General features: G+C 60.3%; 12 protein-coding genes. 4 read left to right on the top strand and 8 right to left on the bottom strand.

What is annotated here, in order from left to right:
* Window positions 1-2: 2 nt before the first annotated feature.
* The 3 genes from AC1RDQ_RS14455 to AC1RDQ_RS14445 are packed head-to-tail and all read left to right on the top strand — an operon-like array spanning window position 3 to window position 1,619.
* Window positions 3-671 carry a class I SAM-dependent methyltransferase gene (locus AC1RDQ_RS14455; protein ID WP_492587664.1) on the top strand — a complete coding sequence of 223 codons (669 nt, stop codon included), beginning with the start codon at window positions 3-5 and terminating at the stop codon, window positions 669-671.
* A 4-nt stretch (window positions 672-675) separates the two neighbouring features.
* Window positions 676-1,389: a lipopolysaccharide kinase InaA family protein gene (locus AC1RDQ_RS14450; protein ID WP_340313043.1), complete on the top strand. Its 714-nt coding sequence runs from the start codon at window positions 676-678 to the stop codon at window positions 1,387-1,389.
* Window positions 1,390-1,391: 2 nt separating this feature from the next.
* On the top strand, window positions 1,392-1,619 hold the full coding sequence (locus AC1RDQ_RS14445; RefSeq protein ID WP_079246712.1) for a hypothetical protein: 228 nt from the start codon (window positions 1,392-1,394) through the stop codon (window positions 1,617-1,619).
* Window positions 1,620-1,705: 86 nt separating this feature from the next.
* On the opposite strand, the gene AC1RDQ_RS14440 is transcribed toward AC1RDQ_RS14445, so the two are convergent.
* The 7 genes from AC1RDQ_RS14440 to AC1RDQ_RS14410 form a co-directional block, all read right to left on the bottom strand.
* A complete protein-coding gene (locus tag AC1RDQ_RS14440; RefSeq protein ID WP_492587577.1) occupies window positions 1,706-4,732 on the bottom strand; it encodes a multidrug efflux RND transporter permease subunit in 3,027 nt (1,008 codons plus the stop codon).
* A gap of 13 nt (window positions 4,733-4,745) precedes the next feature.
* A complete protein-coding gene (locus tag AC1RDQ_RS14435) occupies window positions 4,746-5,894 on the bottom strand; it encodes an efflux RND transporter periplasmic adaptor subunit (protein WP_090457521.1) in 1,149 nt (382 codons plus the stop codon).
* Window positions 5,895-6,096: 202 nt separating this feature from the next.
* Entirely contained in the window at window positions 6,097-7,197 is a 1,101-nt protein-coding gene (locus tag AC1RDQ_RS14430; protein ID WP_492587576.1) for a DUF1513 domain-containing protein, read from the bottom strand.
* 14 nt (window positions 7,198-7,211) lie between these two features.
* Window positions 7,212-8,276, bottom strand: a complete 1,065-nt coding sequence (locus AC1RDQ_RS14425) for an imelysin family protein (protein WP_223445979.1) — start codon at window positions 8,274-8,276, stop codon at window positions 7,212-7,214.
* Between the two features lie 27 nt (window positions 8,277-8,303).
* Entirely contained in the window at window positions 8,304-9,731 is a 1,428-nt protein-coding gene (locus AC1RDQ_RS14420) for a di-heme oxidoreductase family protein (protein ID WP_340313057.1), read from the bottom strand.
* Window positions 9,732-10,024: 293 nt separating this feature from the next.
* Window positions 10,025-11,380 (bottom strand): imelysin family protein, encoded by a 1,356-nt coding sequence (locus AC1RDQ_RS14415; protein ID WP_492587575.1) that lies wholly within the window; start codon window positions 11,378-11,380, stop codon window positions 10,025-10,027.
* Window positions 11,381-11,624: 244 nt separating this feature from the next.
* Window positions 11,625-13,676, bottom strand: coding sequence for a putative bifunctional diguanylate cyclase/phosphodiesterase (locus AC1RDQ_RS14410; protein WP_057713458.1), 2,052 nt, complete (start codon window positions 13,674-13,676; stop codon window positions 11,625-11,627).
* A gap of 1,259 nt (window positions 13,677-14,935) precedes the next feature.
* Here AC1RDQ_RS14410 and AC1RDQ_RS14405 point away from each other — a divergent pair.
* The gene (locus AC1RDQ_RS14405) at window positions 14,936-15,199 is read left to right on the top strand and encodes a DUF6124 family protein (protein ID WP_090457509.1); all 264 of its coding nucleotides are present in this window, start codon (window positions 14,936-14,938) and stop codon (window positions 15,197-15,199) included.
* Window positions 15,200-15,378: 179 nt separating this feature from the next.
* Here the strand turns inward: AC1RDQ_RS14405 and AC1RDQ_RS14400 are convergent, their stop codons facing one another.
* Entirely contained in the window at window positions 15,379-15,975 is a 597-nt protein-coding gene (locus AC1RDQ_RS14400; RefSeq protein WP_008022038.1) for a superoxide dismutase, read from the bottom strand.
* Window positions 15,976-16,068 lie beyond the last annotated feature (93 nt).

Below are 16,068 nucleotides of genomic sequence, written 5' to 3'. Positions count from 1 at the left end.
TGATGGACGGCCCGATCAAGCTCGATTTTTCCGAAAAGTACGACGATCAACACGCGCAACGCTATTTGCGCAAACACCAGGAAGGTCTCGGCCGTCGATTGTCCCACTGGCGTGACGAACAACTGGCGCGCAAGGCTCTGGCCCTGGTTGGCGAGCCTGGTCTGGTCCTCGATTTGCCTTGTGGTGCAGGGCGTTTTTGGCCCTTGTTGGCGGAAAAATCCAACCGTGTGATCATCGGTGCCGATAACTCGCAGTCCATGCTGAAGGTCGCAACCCAGGCGCAACCTGCCGATGTGGTGAAGCGGGTACAACCCTTGCACACATCTGTATTCGACATCGCCTTGCCGGACAACGCCGTCGACAGCATTTTTTGCATGCGTTTGCTCCACCACGTCGGTGAAGCCAAGCATCGCATGGCTATTTTGCGTGAATTCGAGCGGGTTTCCCGCGACAGCGTGATCCTTTCGCTGTGGGTCGATGGCAACTTCAAGGCCTGGAAACGCAAGCGTTCGGAGAAAACCCGTGGGCAGGAAGGTTACCAAAACCGGTTTGTGTTACCGGCCGCTACCGTAGAGAAGGAATTTGAGCAGGCGGGTTTCCGAATCCAGGAACAACTGGACTTTTTGCCGCTCTATGCCATGTGGCGAGTTTACGTATTACGCAAGAGGTAACAGGATGGCAGTGCAGTGTGCAGCAGAAACGGAAGTCGTTCCCCAGGACCGCTTCGATTACTTTTGGAATCAGCGCGGTGAATGGGTAGAAGAACCCAACGTCCGTCGCGGCGGGGAAAGCGGCGTTCAACGCCTGATGGGCAGTGATGGTCAACTGCTCTACGTCAAGCGCCAGACCGGGCATATCCATCGTAGCTTTCAGCATCCTTTCGGGCGGCCGACGGTCATGCGCGAGCATGCTGCGCTCACCGGTGTGACCGCGCTTGGCGTACGGGTTCCGGAAATCGTTTTCTGTGGCGCACAGCGCGATCCTGTGCACAAGTGGCGTGCCTTGCTGGTCACCAAGTCGCTGGACGGCTTCGAGGAAATCGATCGCTGGTACGCCGGTGGCGGTCGCGAGCGTCATGGTGAAGCCATAAACGAACGAGTGCTCAAGGACCTGGCTGAAAACCTGGCTCGCATGCATAAGGGCCGCTGGCAGCACGGATGTATTTACGACAAGCACGTATTCGTTCGCGTGACCGGTGAGGGCGAGACGGCCAAGGTCGAAGTGGCCCTGATCGATCTGGAGAAATGCCGACAGCGTTTGACGGCCCATCGCGCAGCTGTCCATGACATGAAGCAATTGCGTCGCCACTCGTCGTTCAGCGACGCAGACTGGGAAAAACTCATCTACTTTTATGAGACGGCGTTTGGCAGCGCTATCAAGGGTTTATAGCGATGAAACTCGAAATTGCACGAGGTTTGTTTCTGGTAGGAGCCTTGGCAGTTGCATCGATCGCGATGGCAACCTGGGAGCAACCACGCCCCCAGGTTCTCAGCTCGATAAACGCAGAAGAACATTGTCCGTTGCCACGGATTGCCAAGGCATCCGTGGCCACTCGACCCGATCATGACTTGTTGCTGTTCATGTTCGGACTTTCTCAGGGATTGAGGCCGCAGAGTTGAACCGATTGAAGCCAAAATGAAAGGCCTCGCTGATGCGAGGCCTTTTTTTATTGCCCTGACTTCGGGCTCCCACAGGTTTTTCTGCATCAGGGTTTATCCGGCTTGGCCAGCAAGGTGTAGACGCAAGGCAATACAAACAAGGTGAACAGTGTGCCGATCGACATGCCGGTCGCGATGACCGTGCCGATGTCGAACCGGCTGACCGCGCCAGCACCGCTGGCGATGATCAATGGCACCATGCCGAACACCATTGCCGCCGTGGTCATCAAGACCGGACGCAGCCGGATGGCCGCCGCTTCCTCCACCGCTTCCCGTGCGGTCAGGCCCTTGTCCTTGCGTAACTGGTTGGCGAACTCGACGATCAGAATGCCGTGTTTGCTGATAAGCCCGATCAAGGTCACCAGCCCGACCTGGGTATAGATGTTCATGCTCGACCAGCCCAGGAACAGCGGAATCAATGCACCGCAGATAGACAGAGGCACGGTGACCAGGATCACCAACGGGTCGCGGAAGCTTTCGAACTGGGCCGCCAGCACCAGGAAAATGATCGCCAGCGCCAGGGCAAAGGTGACCCACAGGGCACTGCCTTCCTGAACGTACTGCCTCGATGCGCCGGCGTAGTCGAAGGCAAAACCGGCGGGTGCCTCTTCCCGGGCGATCTGGCGCACGAGGTCGATGGCTTCCCCCATGCTCACCAGCGGCACGCCGGACAGGATGGCCGAGTTGAGTTGCTGGAACTGGTTCAGCTGTCTCGGTCGGGCACGGTCGGTGACGGTGATCAGGGTCGACAACGCCAACAGTTCACCCTTGGTGTTTTTCACGTAGTAATTGTTCAGCCAGTCCGGATTGTCACGGAACGGCCGCTCGACCTGGGCAATGACCTTGTAGCTGCGACCTTCAATGGTGAATCGGTTGATCTCGCCTTCACCCAGCAGGGTCGCCAGAGTCCCCCCCAGGTCCTGCATGGAAACCCCCATCTGCGCAGCCTTGGCACGGTCGATATCCACCACCACTTCCGGCTTGTCGAAGGCTAGGTCAACGTGGACAAACGCAAACTTGCCGGATTCCTTCGCACGTTTTTTTACCCGGTCGACCACCTGCAGCAGCAATTCGTAATCGTTGGCGGAGTTGATGACGAACTGGAACGGCACGCCTTCGCCGGTGCCCGGCAGCGACGGCAGGTTGAAGCCGAAGATCTGCAGCCCCGGGATCTTTTCCAGTTTGGCTTGCACCTCGGGCAGGATCGCCATTTGCGTTCGACTGCGATCGTCCCATGGCTTGAGCAGGAAACCGCCGATGCCCGATTGCACGCCGTTGAAACCGTTGATCTGAAACGACGAGTAGTACTCGGGAAACGCCTTGAAGATCGAGACGAACTCGTCGGTGTAGGTGTTCAGGTAGTCGAGGTTGGTCGGTTGCGGGGCGTTGGCAATCATGAAAATGATGCCCTGATCCTCATCCGGCGCCAGTTCCGATTTGGTGAAGTTGAGAAGGACCGGAATCAGGCACAACACGATCACGGCGAACACCAGCACCACCGGCCGGGTGTTGAGGGTGCCGTGAAGCAGGCTCTGGTAGCGGCGCTTGAGGCGTTCGAAAATCATGTCCAGGCGATGGGCCAGGCCGCTGGGGTTCTCGTCGTGACGCAGCAGAAACGCACACATCATCGGCGACAGGGTCAGGGCGACGATACCGGAAATCACCACCGCGCCGGCCAGGGTCAGGGCGAACTCCTTGAACAGCGCCCCGGTCAGGCCAGTCAGGAAACCGATCGGTGCGTACACCGCCGCCAGGGTGATAGTCATCGAAACCACCGGCATGGCGATTTCCCGGGCGCCTTCAATGGCGGCCTCGAGCGGTGTCCTGCCTTCCTCGATGTGACGGTGAATGTTTTCCACCACCACGATGGCATCGTCCACCACCAGGCCGATGGCCAATACCATCGCCAGCAGGGTGAGCAGGTTGATCGAGTACCCCATCATCTGCATGAAGAACATGACGCCGATCATCGACAGCGGGATGGTCACCACCGGGATCACCACCGAGCGCAGGGCACCGAGGAACAGGAACACCACCACGATCACGATCAGCACCGCTTCGAACAGGGTCTTCACCACTTCGTCGATCGAGGCCTGGATGAACAGGGTGGCGTCGTAGGCGATTTCACCCTTGAGGTTCGGCGGTAGCTGGGCCTCCAGGTCCGGCATGATCTTGCGCACTTCCTTGATCACTTCCAGCGGGTTGGCGCCGGGCGTCGCCTTGATGCCGATGTACACCGACGGGGTGCCACCGAACGAGCTGATGGAGTCGTAGTTCTCCGCACCCATTTCCACGCGCGCCACATCCCGCAGCAACACTCGGCTGTCGCCATCGACCTTGAGCGGAATCGTCCCGAAGGCTTCGGCGGACTTGAGTTCGGTATTGGCGTTGATGCTGGTGACCACGTATTCGCCCTTCACCTCGCCGGCGGCAGAGAGGAAGTTGTACTGGCGCACCGCATTGGTCACATCGCTGGCACTGAGGCCGAAACCCGCCAGCTTCATCGGGTCCAGCCACAGGCGCATGGCAAATACCTGGTTACCGAGGATCTCGGCTTCGGCCATGCCGGGCAAGGTCGCCAGCTTGGGCTGGATCACCCGTGACAGGTAATCGGTAATCTGCGGGTTGCTCAACTCCTTGCTGAAGTAGCTGATGTACATCAGCACTGACGCATCGGCCGATTCTTTGCTCAGCACCGGGTCTTCAGCGTCCTGGGGCAGCTGGTTCTTGACCTCGTTGGCCTTGGCCAGCAGTTCGGTAAACAGACGGTCGCTATTGGCGCCGACGCGCGCGTAGATCGAGATCACCGAGAAATTCTGGCGACTGACCGAGGTCATGTAGTCGATGCCCTCGGCGCTGGCCAGGCTTTGCTGCATCGGTTGGGTGATGTAGCCCTGGATGGTCTCGGCGTTGGCCCCGGGGTAGGCGGTGGTCACCGTGATCAGGGCGTTTTCCATTTGCGGGTACTGGCGTAGCGGCAGCTTGCTCCAGGCCTGAAAGCCCAGTAGTACAATCAACAGACTGACCACGGTAGCGAGAACCGGACGGCGGATGAACGGGTCGGTAAAAGCCATGGGAATTCCTTGATCAGTCCGCGCGTGGCTGGCTGTTCTGCCCGGCCAGGGTCTTGTCGTCGCTGATGGCAATGCGTGAGCCGTTATCCAGTTTGAGCTGGCCGGCGGTCACCACTTTCTCGCCGCTCTGCACGCCTTTGGTGATCATCACTTGCCCATCGCGGCGTTCGCCGGTCTCGACAAACCGCCGTTCGGCGATCAGCACCGGTTGGCCCTTGTCGTCCTTTACCAGGCTGCCATCCTCGGCTTTCTTTGGTACGGCCACATACACCGAGTTGCCGTAGAGCGTGTAGGTAATCGCGCTTTCCGGCACCACGATGCGCGGTTGCGGGTCGGGCAGGAGCACCTGGAGGCTGGCGAACATGCCTGGCATCAACTTGCCATCGGGGTTGGCCAGGGTGGCGCGGACCTGCACGTTACGGGTGCTGTTCTCGACTTTAGGGTTGATTGCACTGATGGTGCCGGGGTACTCCACGGTCGGATACGCCGCGACAATGACCTGCACTGGCTGGCCGAGCGCAATCTTCGGCACCGACTGCTCGGGCACAAAAAAGTCGACATACAGGCTACTGAGGTCTTGCAGGGTGGCGATCATGGTGCCACTGGCCATGTAGTCGCCAACGTCCACCTGACGAATGCCAATGGTGCCGCTGAACGGCGCGATGATGCTTTTTTTGCCGAGCGCAGCCTTGAGTTGATTGACCGTGGCCTTGCTCTTTTTCAGCACCGCCGAAAGTCGGTCGAATTCGCCTTTGGAAATGGCCTGGCTGCCGACCAGTTGGCTACCGCGACCGTAATCAAGCTGTGCCAACCCGAGGTCGGCCAGAGCAGTTTCCAGCAGGGCACTTTCAACGGCGCTGTCGAGGCGCAGGAGTGGTTGGCCGGCCTTGACCTTCTGCCCCGACTCGAACTGGAGATCGATGACGGTGCCATCGGTCTCCAGGCTCAGGTCCACCCCCTGCAATGCCTTGAGCGTGCCAACGGTAGGCAGGCGGGCTTGCCATGGGCGCTCGGTGGCGGTGGCCACGGCAACGCTGACGGCCGGTCTGGGCACAGAGAAGCCTTGAACCATCGTATAGATCGAGAAGGCTTTGTACGCAGCCAGGGCCAGCACAATCAATAGAACCACACCCAACATGATCAGCATGCGGCGACGCAGCATATTCCAGTTCCTTGGAGAAAATCAGGTGAGACAGCAGGGAACATTACCGCGAGTGTAGAGGGTAAATCCAACTGCCGTTTTTACAGGTTGTGAGGTATTAGAGGGGGGAAAGCCTGAAAAGATTCGCCGTCTCGGGTCTCACCTGCGGGGTGTACGTCATCCCGATGCAGGCGCGGCCCAGGCCGGCGATCTTTTCAATGATTCAGGCCATCAGATGCAGATGGTTGTCCCAGAGCCCTGCGGGTAGCTCCAGCGGTTTTGCAACGAGGTTTGTCTGGCGGCAATCGTAGTAGCGGCAGCGCCCCTGGCCCGAGGTCACGACAAAACCATCGGCCACGGCACCGACCCCGGCGCAATCGGGCAGTGGCGCGTCCAGGCGTACTTCACCGCTGTCCAGGTCCCAGATGAAAAAGCGGTTGCCCCGCGGTGCGGTCAACGCCACCAGGCGCAAGTCGCTGTGTATTGCGACGCTGGCGGTGTAGTGTCCCATGGCCTGCAACTGGTGCTCGGGTACCGGGAACGCGACGAAGGGCTGACCGGGGCGCTTGATCGCCAGCAACTCCGACGACTCGTGGGCCGCACCCATGAACTGCTGGCTGGCGACGATGGTGCCGTCGCTGGCGATGGCCAGATGACGCACGCTGTTCATCTGCTGGGCGAGGGTTTCCTTGCTCAGCAGGGTGCCGTCGCGGTGCATCAGGACCAGGCTCGGTTCCATGGCGCTGAGGTTCATCTCCACCCGGCTTTCGGCCTCGGTGCGAATCCCGCCGTTGGCCACCACCAGGGTTTCGCCATCGGGCATCCACGACACCTGATGCGGACCGAGGCCGTGGGTGGAAATCTCACCACCGTGCACCAGCCGTTCGCCTTCGAACTTATACACGCCGAGCAGGCCGCGCCCCGGATCGGAGGTGTCGTTTTCCGTGGCGTACAGCCAGTCGCCGCTGTGGTGAATGACCGCGTGCCCGTAGAAGTGCCGGTTCGGCTGTGACACCACGGTTTGCAGGAGCGCGCCGTCGCGCAGGTCGATCAGGTAGCTCTCGGTGCCCGGACGGCGAGCGACGAACAGCGCAATCGGCTGTGTCGGGTGGTTGATGATGTCGTGGCAACGCTGGCCGACCCGGGTGGCGAACACTTGGGTGCCATCGAGCCGATAACCGACGGCGTAATGCTGGCCGTCGGTGTCGTCCCGTGCCGAAAGCAACAACGGACTCCTGTCCTTTTGCTTGAACAGCTTCCAGCCGCCCAGCGTCACTGCACCCAGCAGCAAACTACCTAATGTCAGAACCTGGCGTCGCAGCATGGAACCGGCCCTCATCAGTCACCGTCGTTGGCGTTGAAGCCCAGCTGGATGCCCAGTGCCTTGGCCAGATCGGCCTCGTGCAGGCGATGGACGACGTTGAGGCTGTCATACAGCTCGTTGAGTTGCTGGCGGCCGGCCTCGTCATTGAGCATGTCGGTCAGCGAGCGCTGGTTGCCGGCGAACAGCTTCAGCGAGGCGGCATAGGCTGCATCGATCTTGTCGGCCAACGGCTTCTGCTCGCTCGGCAACAGGCCGCGCAGGCCTTTGTTATCCACACCTTCCCAGACGGTCCTGGCGGCCGCGAGGCTGGCTTCGAGGCTGGTCAGGGACGCCTGGCTGCGCCATGCATCGGCCTGGAATGGTTGCGGCACGCCCTTGCTCTGGCGGCCCATCGGCGTGCCGAGCTTTTTCTTCAGGGTGTCGATGGCGGTGACTTGCACGCGCAGCAAATCGGCGATCGCTTCGTGGGAGTCCGCGTAGCGCTGGTTCGGGAACTTGCTCATTTGCGCGAGCATGCCGTCGGTGTTGTTCCAGGTTTGCAGAATTTCTTCGGCCAATTGCTTCTGGCGTTCGCCGATGGCGATCAGCAGCGGGCAGTATTTGCTCTTCTGCTCAGCGTTGGCCACGTCGGGCTTGCTGTCGAACAGAATGTATTCGTAGGCCGAGAGCCCCTGTACCACGACGCTGGACTTGGCCAGGGCGGCGGCATCGATTTGCGGCTGGGCGGTGACCAGTTGCTCGACCTGACGGCCGACCAGGTTTTTCTTGTCCGGCCAGAACTGCACTTGCCACGAACGGTTGCCTTCGGCCAAAGGCCCGATCAGCAGCGGTTGCAGTTCGGCCCAGGCTTTTTGCGCATGCAGGAAGTCGGCACGGGCGGTTTCCAGGTTTTCCTTGCCTTCGCAGTAGGCGAGGGCGCTGACCGCCAATTGACGGTCGGCCTCAACCCAGCGGGTGTAGGTCGGCAGGATCACCGACTTGGCAATGGCCGCCGACGTGACCGCTTGCGGGTCCTGGGGCGAGCAGGCGCCCAGGGCGAGGGCGGCAAGGCTGGTGAACAACAGTTTGGGACGGAACATGTCGGGCTCCCGCGAGTGGAATGCGTGTTAAAGGGAATTCAGGAACGCCAGCAACGCAGCGCGTTGCTCGGCATTGAAAGACAAAACCTGTTGTTGCGCCGCAGTCGCCTCGCCGCCATGCCAGAGCACGGCTTCGAGCAGGTTGCGGGCGCGGCCGTCGTGCAGGAACTGGGTGTGGCCGCTGACCGCCTGTGTCAGGCCGATGCCCCATAACGGCGGGGTGCGCCATTGGCGGCCGCTGGCCTGGAATTCGCTACGGTTGTCGGCCAGGCCGTCGCCCATGTCATGCAGCAGCAGATCGCTGTACGGGCGAATCACTTGATTGGCCAGTTCAGGTTCGGCGGCATTGGCGGCGGTGGTGTATTTCGGTGTGTGACAGGACTGGCAACCGGCCTGATAAAACAGGGTCTTGCCGGCCAGCACTTCAGGGGCGTTGACGTCACGGCGGGCCGGTACGGCAAGGTTGCGGCTGTAGAACAGCACCAGGCGCAGGATGTTGTCGCTGACTTCCGGCTCGCCATCGGGGCCGTTGCCACTGGGTGCCTGTTTGCAGGCCGTTTGCGCGTCCGTGCAGTCATCAAGGGGTCTAAGGCTGGTTGTGAGCCCCATATCTCCCGAGAACGCGTGGACATTCTGTTGATTGAGGTTCGGTTGTCCGGCTTTCCAGCCAAATCGTCCCAGAACGGTCTTTTGCAGAGCGTCATCCCAGACCCGGTTCGGTCGCCCGTTGATGCCGTTGTTCGCCTTGGCCTGTGCCTCGGCGTTGGCCAGGATCGCCTCCTCGGGGATCGCTTCGAGCAGGCCCAGGCCAATCATTGGCGGCGCCACGCGGGCCGAGAAACGGGTGTCGGGGTGCATCGGGCCGTAACCCAGCTGGGTGATGTTCAGGCTCGGTTTGCGTAACTCGACTTCGGTGCCGTCCTTGAAGCGAACCGGCACGGGGGTGTAATCGACCCGCACTTTGCCTTCGGGGGCCACGCCGGGTACGGACATGTCCTGGAACTGGCCGCCGTAGACGGGCTCCGGCACCACGCCGAGCTGTTCGATGACCTTGGCATACGCCGGGGCATCGGGAATCGACAGGCGTACCAGCATCGACACCGCGTTCACATCGTCGGGCGTCGGCGGATGGCCGCGGCCGTCCTTGATGTGGCAGCCCTGGCAGGCATTGGTGTTGAACAGTGGACCGAGACCATCGCGAGCGGTCGTCGTCGACGGGGCGATCACCCAAGGGCTGCGGAAGAAGCTGTTGCCGACACTGAAATCCACACGCCGTGATGGCGGCAGGTTCGCCGAGGGCATGGAAAACGCGTTCTGATCGGTCTTGCGCACCGTCGCACTGCCGCCGGAGCGGGCTTCACCGGGTTCGGCCCGGGTGAATTTCGGGGCGTCATCGCAGGCACTCAGGCCCAGGGCCAGAAACAGTGCGGACAAGCGAAGAGGCAGCGGGGGCATCAGACATCCTGCAAGACGAGCAAAACAAGGGCGCAAAGTCTAACAGGGGATGGGAATTTGAATAAGAGGAATTATCGTTTGCTTGATGTGGGGCAAGGTTTTCACTTGAGACCGCGGTGCAGCCATCGCGGGCAAGCCACGCTCCCACAGGGATTGAAGGTGCTCACAGATGATGTGATCAGCACGGATACTGTGGGAGCGGGCTTGCCCGCGATGAGGCCATGAGCGTCACCCAAAAAGCAGGCAAGAAAAAGGCGACCCGAAGGTCGCCTTTTTCACTCGGCCAGCGTTGATCAGAACTCGTGATCAGCGTTGTCCGGGTTCAGGTCGGCGATACCCAGTTTGCCAGCGGCGGCTTCGATCGAACCGGTCTGCTTGACCAGGGAAGCGATGGCGTCACGGACGATCTGGTTGCCTGCGGTGTTGCCGGCAGCGATCAACTGGTCGTAGTGCTCGCCCTTGTTGGCGTGGTCGACCATGATCTGAAGCTTGGCTTCAGTGGCGGCCAGGTCGTCTTTGAGCGCGGTGTCGGCAGCCGGGTCGGCTTTGGCCACCAGGGACGACAGGCTGGCGCCGGTCATTTTGGTGCCATCGACGCGAGTGTATTCACCCAGGTACACGTTACGAATGCCCTTGGCATCGTAGAAGTGCGAGTTGTGGGTGTTGTCGCTGAAGCAATCCTGTTCGTCTTCCGGGGAGTTGGCTTCCAGGGAAACCTTCATGCGCTCGCCCGCCAGTTCGCCCAGGGACAGGCTGCCCATGCCGAACAGCATTTTGCGCAGGCCGGTTTCAGCCGGTTCTGCTTCCAGGGTGGCGCGGTAGTTGTCGGCCACGTTCGGCTTCCAGTTACCGACCATTTCTTCCAGATCGCTGACCAGCAGCTGAGTCACGGACTTCAGGTAGGCACGACGACGATCATTGTGACCGCCGGTAGCGCCTTTGCCTTCCAGGTAGTCCGAAGCCGGACGGTTGCCGGCGCCAGGGCCGGTGCCGTTCAGGTCCTGGCCCCAGAGCAGGAATTCGATGGCGTGGTAGCCGGTGGCGACGTTGGCCTCGGAACCGCCCAGCTCGTTCAGGCTGGCGAGTTTTTCCGGGGTGATGTCTTTGACATCGACCTTGTCTTCGCCGATCTGCACTTGAGTGTTGGCGATGATGTTGGCAGTGGCACCCGGGTTGCCCAGGGCGTGTTCGTAGGATTTGTCGACGTAGTCGATCAGGCCTTCGTCCAGCGGCCAGGCGTTCAGCTGACCTTCCCAGTCGTCAACGATGGTGTTGCCGAAACGGAACACTTCGCTCTGCAGGTAAGGCACGCGAGCGGCAACCCAGGCAGCCTTGGCGGCTTTGAGGGTGTCGGCGTTCGGCTTGGCGAGGAAGGCGTCTACGGCGGTTTGCAGGGTCTTCGCGGTGGATTCGGCATCGCTATAAACGGCGAAAACGATGTCGGCGTAATGGGCGACAACGGCTTTGGCGGCAGCTTCGTCGACCTTACCGGCAGCGGCAGCGGCAGGCGCAGTGGCTGGAGCAACCGGGGCAGCTGCAGTGCTGGCAGCTGGCGCGGCAGCTTTTTCTTGGTCTTTACCTTCGCCGCAACCGGCGAGGGAAATAGCGATGGCCAACAGACTGGCGGTAGCCAGAGGCATACGAATCATGGCGAACATCCTGCTTCGATAGGGGTGGAGTCGTGCTATGCACACGCAAAACTGCGACATAATGCAAATCTTTCGCATTATGTGTAAAGGGTTGTACCTGTAAATATTTCTTATTCACGTGGCGTGGCGCACGGCCTTGTAGGAGCGAGCTTGCTCGCGAAGGACCTCAAGGCGACGCGTTTTTTCAGGCTGCCCGCGTCTTCGTTCACGACCATCGCGAGCAAGCTCGCTCCTACAGGGGGGGTTACAAAATAGCCGCATTGCTGCGTTGGGCCTGCTTGAGGTAAACGCCCAGTTCCCGTGCCGGCAACGGTTTGCTGTAGTGATAGCCCTGACCTTCGTGGCAGCCTTCGGAAATGATGTAGGCCTCTTGCTCGGCGGTTTCCACGCCCTCGGCAATCACCTGCATGCCCAGGCTTTTGCCCAGCTGGATGATGGCGCGAACGATGGTCGCATCGTCGTCGTCATCGAGCAGGTCCTGGACGAAGCTCTTGTCGATCTTGATCTTGTCCAGAGGCAGGCTCTTGAGATAGCTCAAGGACGAATAGCCGGTTCCGAAATCGTCGATGGCGATCAGCGCGCCGGAGCGGCGCAGGCTGAGCAAGTGCTGGGCCGCGGTGCTGATGTCTTCCATCAGACCGGTTTCGGTGACTTCCAGCTCCAGGCTGCGCGGTGGCAGGCGGTACATCTGCAGCAGGTTGTTGACCACCCGTGGCAGTTCGGCGTGGTGCAGTTGAACCGTAGACAGGTTCACCGCCATGCGCAGGTCGGAGAAACCCTGGTCATGCCACTCGCGTAGTTGTTTGCAGGCCTGGTCCAGCACCCATTCGCCGATGGCGATGATGGTGCCGTTCTGTTCGGCCAGCGGGATGAACAGGTCCGGCGGCACCATACCGTGCTCGGGGTGTTGCCAGCGAATCAGGGCCTCGACGCCCACCACGCGGTTGTCGCGGTAGCTGATCTGCGGTTGATAGACGAGGTAGAACTGATTGCGGATCAACGCATCGCGCAGGTCTTTTTCCAGCTCGCGGCGGCGACGCATTTCGGTATCGACGCTGGCGATATAGAACTGATAGCGGTTGCGCGAACGGGTCTTGGCCAGCGTCATGGTCTGCTCGGCCTTTTGCAGCAACTTCTCGGTGCTGTTGCCGTCCTCGGGGAACAGGGTGATGCCGATAGTGGCGCGCAGGCGGATCTCCTGATGATCGAGGGCAAACGCCGCTTCCAGGTCATCGAGAATGCTTTGCGCCAGCTCGGCGGCTTCGTAGGGCTGCTCGATATCGGCCTGGACCAGGGCGAACTGGTCGCCGCCGAGGCGGGCGAGGGCGCCTAGGCGACCGCTGTGACCGCGCAGGCGATCGGCCAGGGCCAGCAACAATTGGTCGCCGGTCTGGTAGCTGAACTGCTCGTTGATGCCCTTGAAGTCATCGAGGCCGACACACAACACCGCAACCCGGCGCTGCAATTTGCCGGCGTCGATAAGGATCTTGTCCAGTTGCTGCTGCAATTGCTGCCGGTTCGGCAGCCCCGTCAGGAAATCGTACTGGGACATGCGCACCAGGCTGTTTTCCGCTTCGTGGCGCAGATGGGTATTGCGTTCGATGGATTCGAGCAACTGGTTGGCGGTATTGATCCAGATGCCCAGTTCGTTGTTCTCGTGGCCCTTGAGCAGCGGAATCTTGTGTTCGCTGGGACGATCCGGATTGATTTCCGTGAGGTGCTCGATGATCCGCGACAGCGGCTTGGTCAGCAGCCAGTGGTAGACCAGGTACAACACCAGCCCCATGGCGAGCGCGCGCAGGACGCCGGAAATGAAGATGATCACCGAGCTGACAATGAACCCTTGGCCGTAGGTGGCGGTATCGAGGGTGATGCTCAGGTCCCCGTAATACTCACTGTAGGGCCCGCGACCGACCAGTTGGGTGGTAAAGGTGCGTTCCTTGCCAAGAATCAGGTCGGTCAGCCAGCGGCTGTGGGAGTGCTGCAATTCGCGGGTTTTTTGCGCGAGCATGGCTTCGTTGGGGTGGCCGATGGAGGCCTTGCGCACGGCGGCGTCCTGAAACAGGCCTTCGATCACCTGCATGCCCATTTCCCGGTCCAGGCTATAGACGGCCTGGGTCGAGGGGTCGCGAAACATGTCGAGGATGCGTTCGGCATCGCTGGCGACGGCCTGGCGTGTTTTATAGGCATCGAACACAATCTGCGCGCAGCTCAAGACCACGCCGACGATCAATGCCGACAGGAGTACGACCCGGAGCAACTTCACCGACAAGCTGTTCTTGAGTTCCAGCTTCAAAGGGTTATTCCTTGTTCCGTGCGGGTAGCATCAAGTTGCCATGAGTATTGGCAATCCCGTGATGGCAGTCAAAGGGACAATCATCCTTGGGGGATTTTGCCTGCTGCTTGGCCGATTTGCAGTTGACCTGGCGAGTTAGCCTATTAGTACTGTGTCGGTTGTCGAGTCCTTCAACTTGAGGGGCGGGATGGAGATATTTTCCTTTTGTTTGATGTTAGTCGGCGTGGGCGGGGGAGCAAGGGGCTGGAGGCTGGTTTCATCTTGGGAAATTGGCTTCGTCCGGGTTTTTTTTGGGGGGGGGACATATCCATTGCTGCGGTAACGGCAGCTGGCGGTTTCGCCCTTACGGCGAGTCCCTTTTGTCAAACGACACAAAAGGAACCAAAAAGTCTCGCCCCGAACGTACGGCCCCTCGCCAGGGCTCGGGGTTCCTTCGCTCCGGCATTCATCCGGGGGCATCGCCCTCCGGTTGGCTTCGCTGGCACCTACATGCGATGTGTTCGACTGCGTCGAACGGCGCTGCGCGCCAATCCCCGGATGAACACCTCCACTCAGCCTGCCGAGGGGGCGGGTGGATCAAGATCAAGAGCTGCAGGCGAGCTAACGCTCGGCCTGTTGAGTGGTGAGGAGCGTGGGTGTATGCCGCCTTTTCTTTTGCTCTTCTGTGGGAGCGAGCTTGCTCGCGATGGACGTCAACGATAACGCGGGCTGCCTGAATGCCCGCGTTGTTCAGACGTTTTTCGCGAGCAAGCTCGCTCCTACAGGGATCTTCAGTGGCCACAAGTCCCGACTGAAAACCGGGGACCCAATGTGAGCGAGCCTGCTCGCAAAGACGGCGGGACAGTCGACATTGTACTTTCAGCCACATACCAACATATCGTTTCCACACGCCCGCGTGGGAGTGTGGCCAGAGATGCTCCGCGTTACGTTTTGGGCGTTAGCGCGGTGTAGGAAAGCGCCAGAAGTTTCCCACGCAGTTTTCAGGTTGTCCGTCGGAAGCGGGCTGAATAACCTTTGGCTGTCGCTGAAACTCAGCGATCGGGTGTGAGAACCCGGCTACTTATGGTCATCCAGAGCCTGTGCACGCATAATCGCCGCCAGCTAATCCGCTGTCTGTAAATGCGTCATGGCGGCTGTGTGCGGGCAGACTTAGGTCTGGCCCGGGTGTCCATACCGGTTTCTCACCTCGCACATAGCTGCCACCTCTTCACCGCGTGAGAAACGGCAAGTGGTGGCCCCAGCGCTAGAGGAATGGTTTTATGGACAAATTAATCCCTGATCCCCCCTGCAACACCACCAAACCCTACAGCCCTCGCACCATGTTCATGATCGTCCCCGACATGGACACTGAAAGCCTGCTTGCCCACGCCTGTGAATCACTGGCTTCAGCCAATGTCATGGCGAGTGATTTCGCCACCTGCCTGGCTGGCCCCCAGCGCAACACGGCGCTGGCCATTTCGCAGATTGTCATGTTGGCGGAGCTGGCGGTGAATCGTGCGCTGGATAACCTCGATCCACAGTAGTTGGCAGGCTGACCGCGTTATCGTTCTTCGCGAGCAGGCTCGCTCCCACTGGCTCGGGGGGTGATCTGTGGGAGCGAGCCTGCTCGCGAAGACGGCGGGACAATCACCACCGTCCCTTTGCTCATATTCCTTCCATAAAAAAACCCGGCAAAAGCCGGGTTTTTTGACTGGCATCGAGCTTAAGCGGTGAAGGTTTTGCCTTCGAACTGCTCAGCCACGAATTTCCAGTTGACCAGGTTCCAGAACGCTTCGACGTACTTCGGACGCAGGTTGCGGTAGTCGATGTAGTAAGCGTGTTCCCAGACGTCGCAGGTCAGCAGCGGGGTGTCGCCGTTGGTCAGCGGGTTGCCGGCGCCGATGGTGCTGGCCAGGGCCAGGGAACCGTCAGCCTTCTTCACCAGCCAGCCCCAACCGGAACCGAAGGTGCCGATGGAAGTCTTGCTGAACTCTTCCTTGAACTTGTCGAACGAACCGAAGGCCGCGTTGATGGCTTCAGCCAGTGCGCCGGTTGGTTGACCGCCAGCGTTTGGCGCCAGGCAGTTCCAGTAGAAAGTGTGGTTCCAGACCTGAGCGGCGTTGTTGAAGATACCGCCCGAGGAAGTCTTGACGATTTCTTCCAGGGTCTTGCCTTCGAACTCGGTGCCTGGCACCAGGTTGTTCAGGTTCACGACGTAGGTGTTGTGGTGCTTGTCGTGGTGGAACTCCAGGGTTTCCTTGGAGATGTGCGGCTGCAGGGCATCGTGTGCGTACGGCAGTGGCGGCAATTCGAAAGCCATGATGATTCTCCTAATCAGGTCAGTTGCGGTGAGCGCAAGGCCGATCACGGGCGGCCAGACAAGCGCCGGGGAGTTTGTACTCTTTGCGGCGCA

Source organism: Pseudomonas sp. GW823-FHT02E01 (assembly GCF_058797535.1).
Note: the sequence above shows the minus strand (reverse complement) of the source record. Positions and strands in the feature narration are given on the sequence as shown.

What these genes read in the sequence shown, in the direction of transcription:
- AC1RDQ_RS14400 (WP_008022038.1), bottom strand. Translation starts at nt 15,975, where the DNA reads ATGGCTTTCGAATTGCCGCCACTGCCGTACGCACACGATGCCCTGCAG.
- AC1RDQ_RS14450 (WP_340313043.1), top strand. Translation starts at nt 676, where the DNA reads ATGGCAGTGCAGTGTGCAGCAGAAACGGAAGTCGTTCCCCAGGACCGC.
- AC1RDQ_RS14425 (WP_223445979.1), bottom strand. Translation starts at nt 8,276, where the DNA reads ATGTTCCGTCCCAAACTGTTGTTCACCAGCCTTGCCGCCCTCGCCCTG.
- AC1RDQ_RS14455 (WP_492587664.1), top strand. Translation starts at nt 3, where the DNA reads ATGGACGGCCCGATCAAGCTCGATTTTTCCGAAAAGTACGACGATCAA.
- AC1RDQ_RS14430 (WP_492587576.1), bottom strand. Translation starts at nt 7,197, where the DNA reads ATGCTGCGACGCCAGGTTCTGACATTAGGTAGTTTGCTGCTGGGTGCA.
- AC1RDQ_RS14435 (WP_090457521.1), bottom strand. Translation starts at nt 5,894, where the DNA reads ATGCTGCGTCGCCGCATGCTGATCATGTTGGGTGTGGTTCTATTGATT.
- AC1RDQ_RS14420 (WP_340313057.1), bottom strand. Translation starts at nt 9,731, where the DNA reads ATGCCCCCGCTGCCTCTTCGCTTGTCCGCACTGTTTCTGGCCCTGGGC.
- AC1RDQ_RS14415 (WP_492587575.1), bottom strand. Translation starts at nt 11,380, where the DNA reads ATGATTCGTATGCCTCTGGCTACCGCCAGTCTGTTGGCCATCGCTATT.
- AC1RDQ_RS14440 (WP_492587577.1), bottom strand. Translation starts at nt 4,732, where the DNA reads ATGGCTTTTACCGACCCGTTCATCCGCCGTCCGGTTCTCGCTACCGTG.
- AC1RDQ_RS14445 (WP_079246712.1), top strand. Translation starts at nt 1,392, where the DNA reads ATGAAACTCGAAATTGCACGAGGTTTGTTTCTGGTAGGAGCCTTGGCA.
- AC1RDQ_RS14405 (WP_090457509.1), top strand. Translation starts at nt 14,936, where the DNA reads ATGGACAAATTAATCCCTGATCCCCCCTGCAACACCACCAAACCCTAC.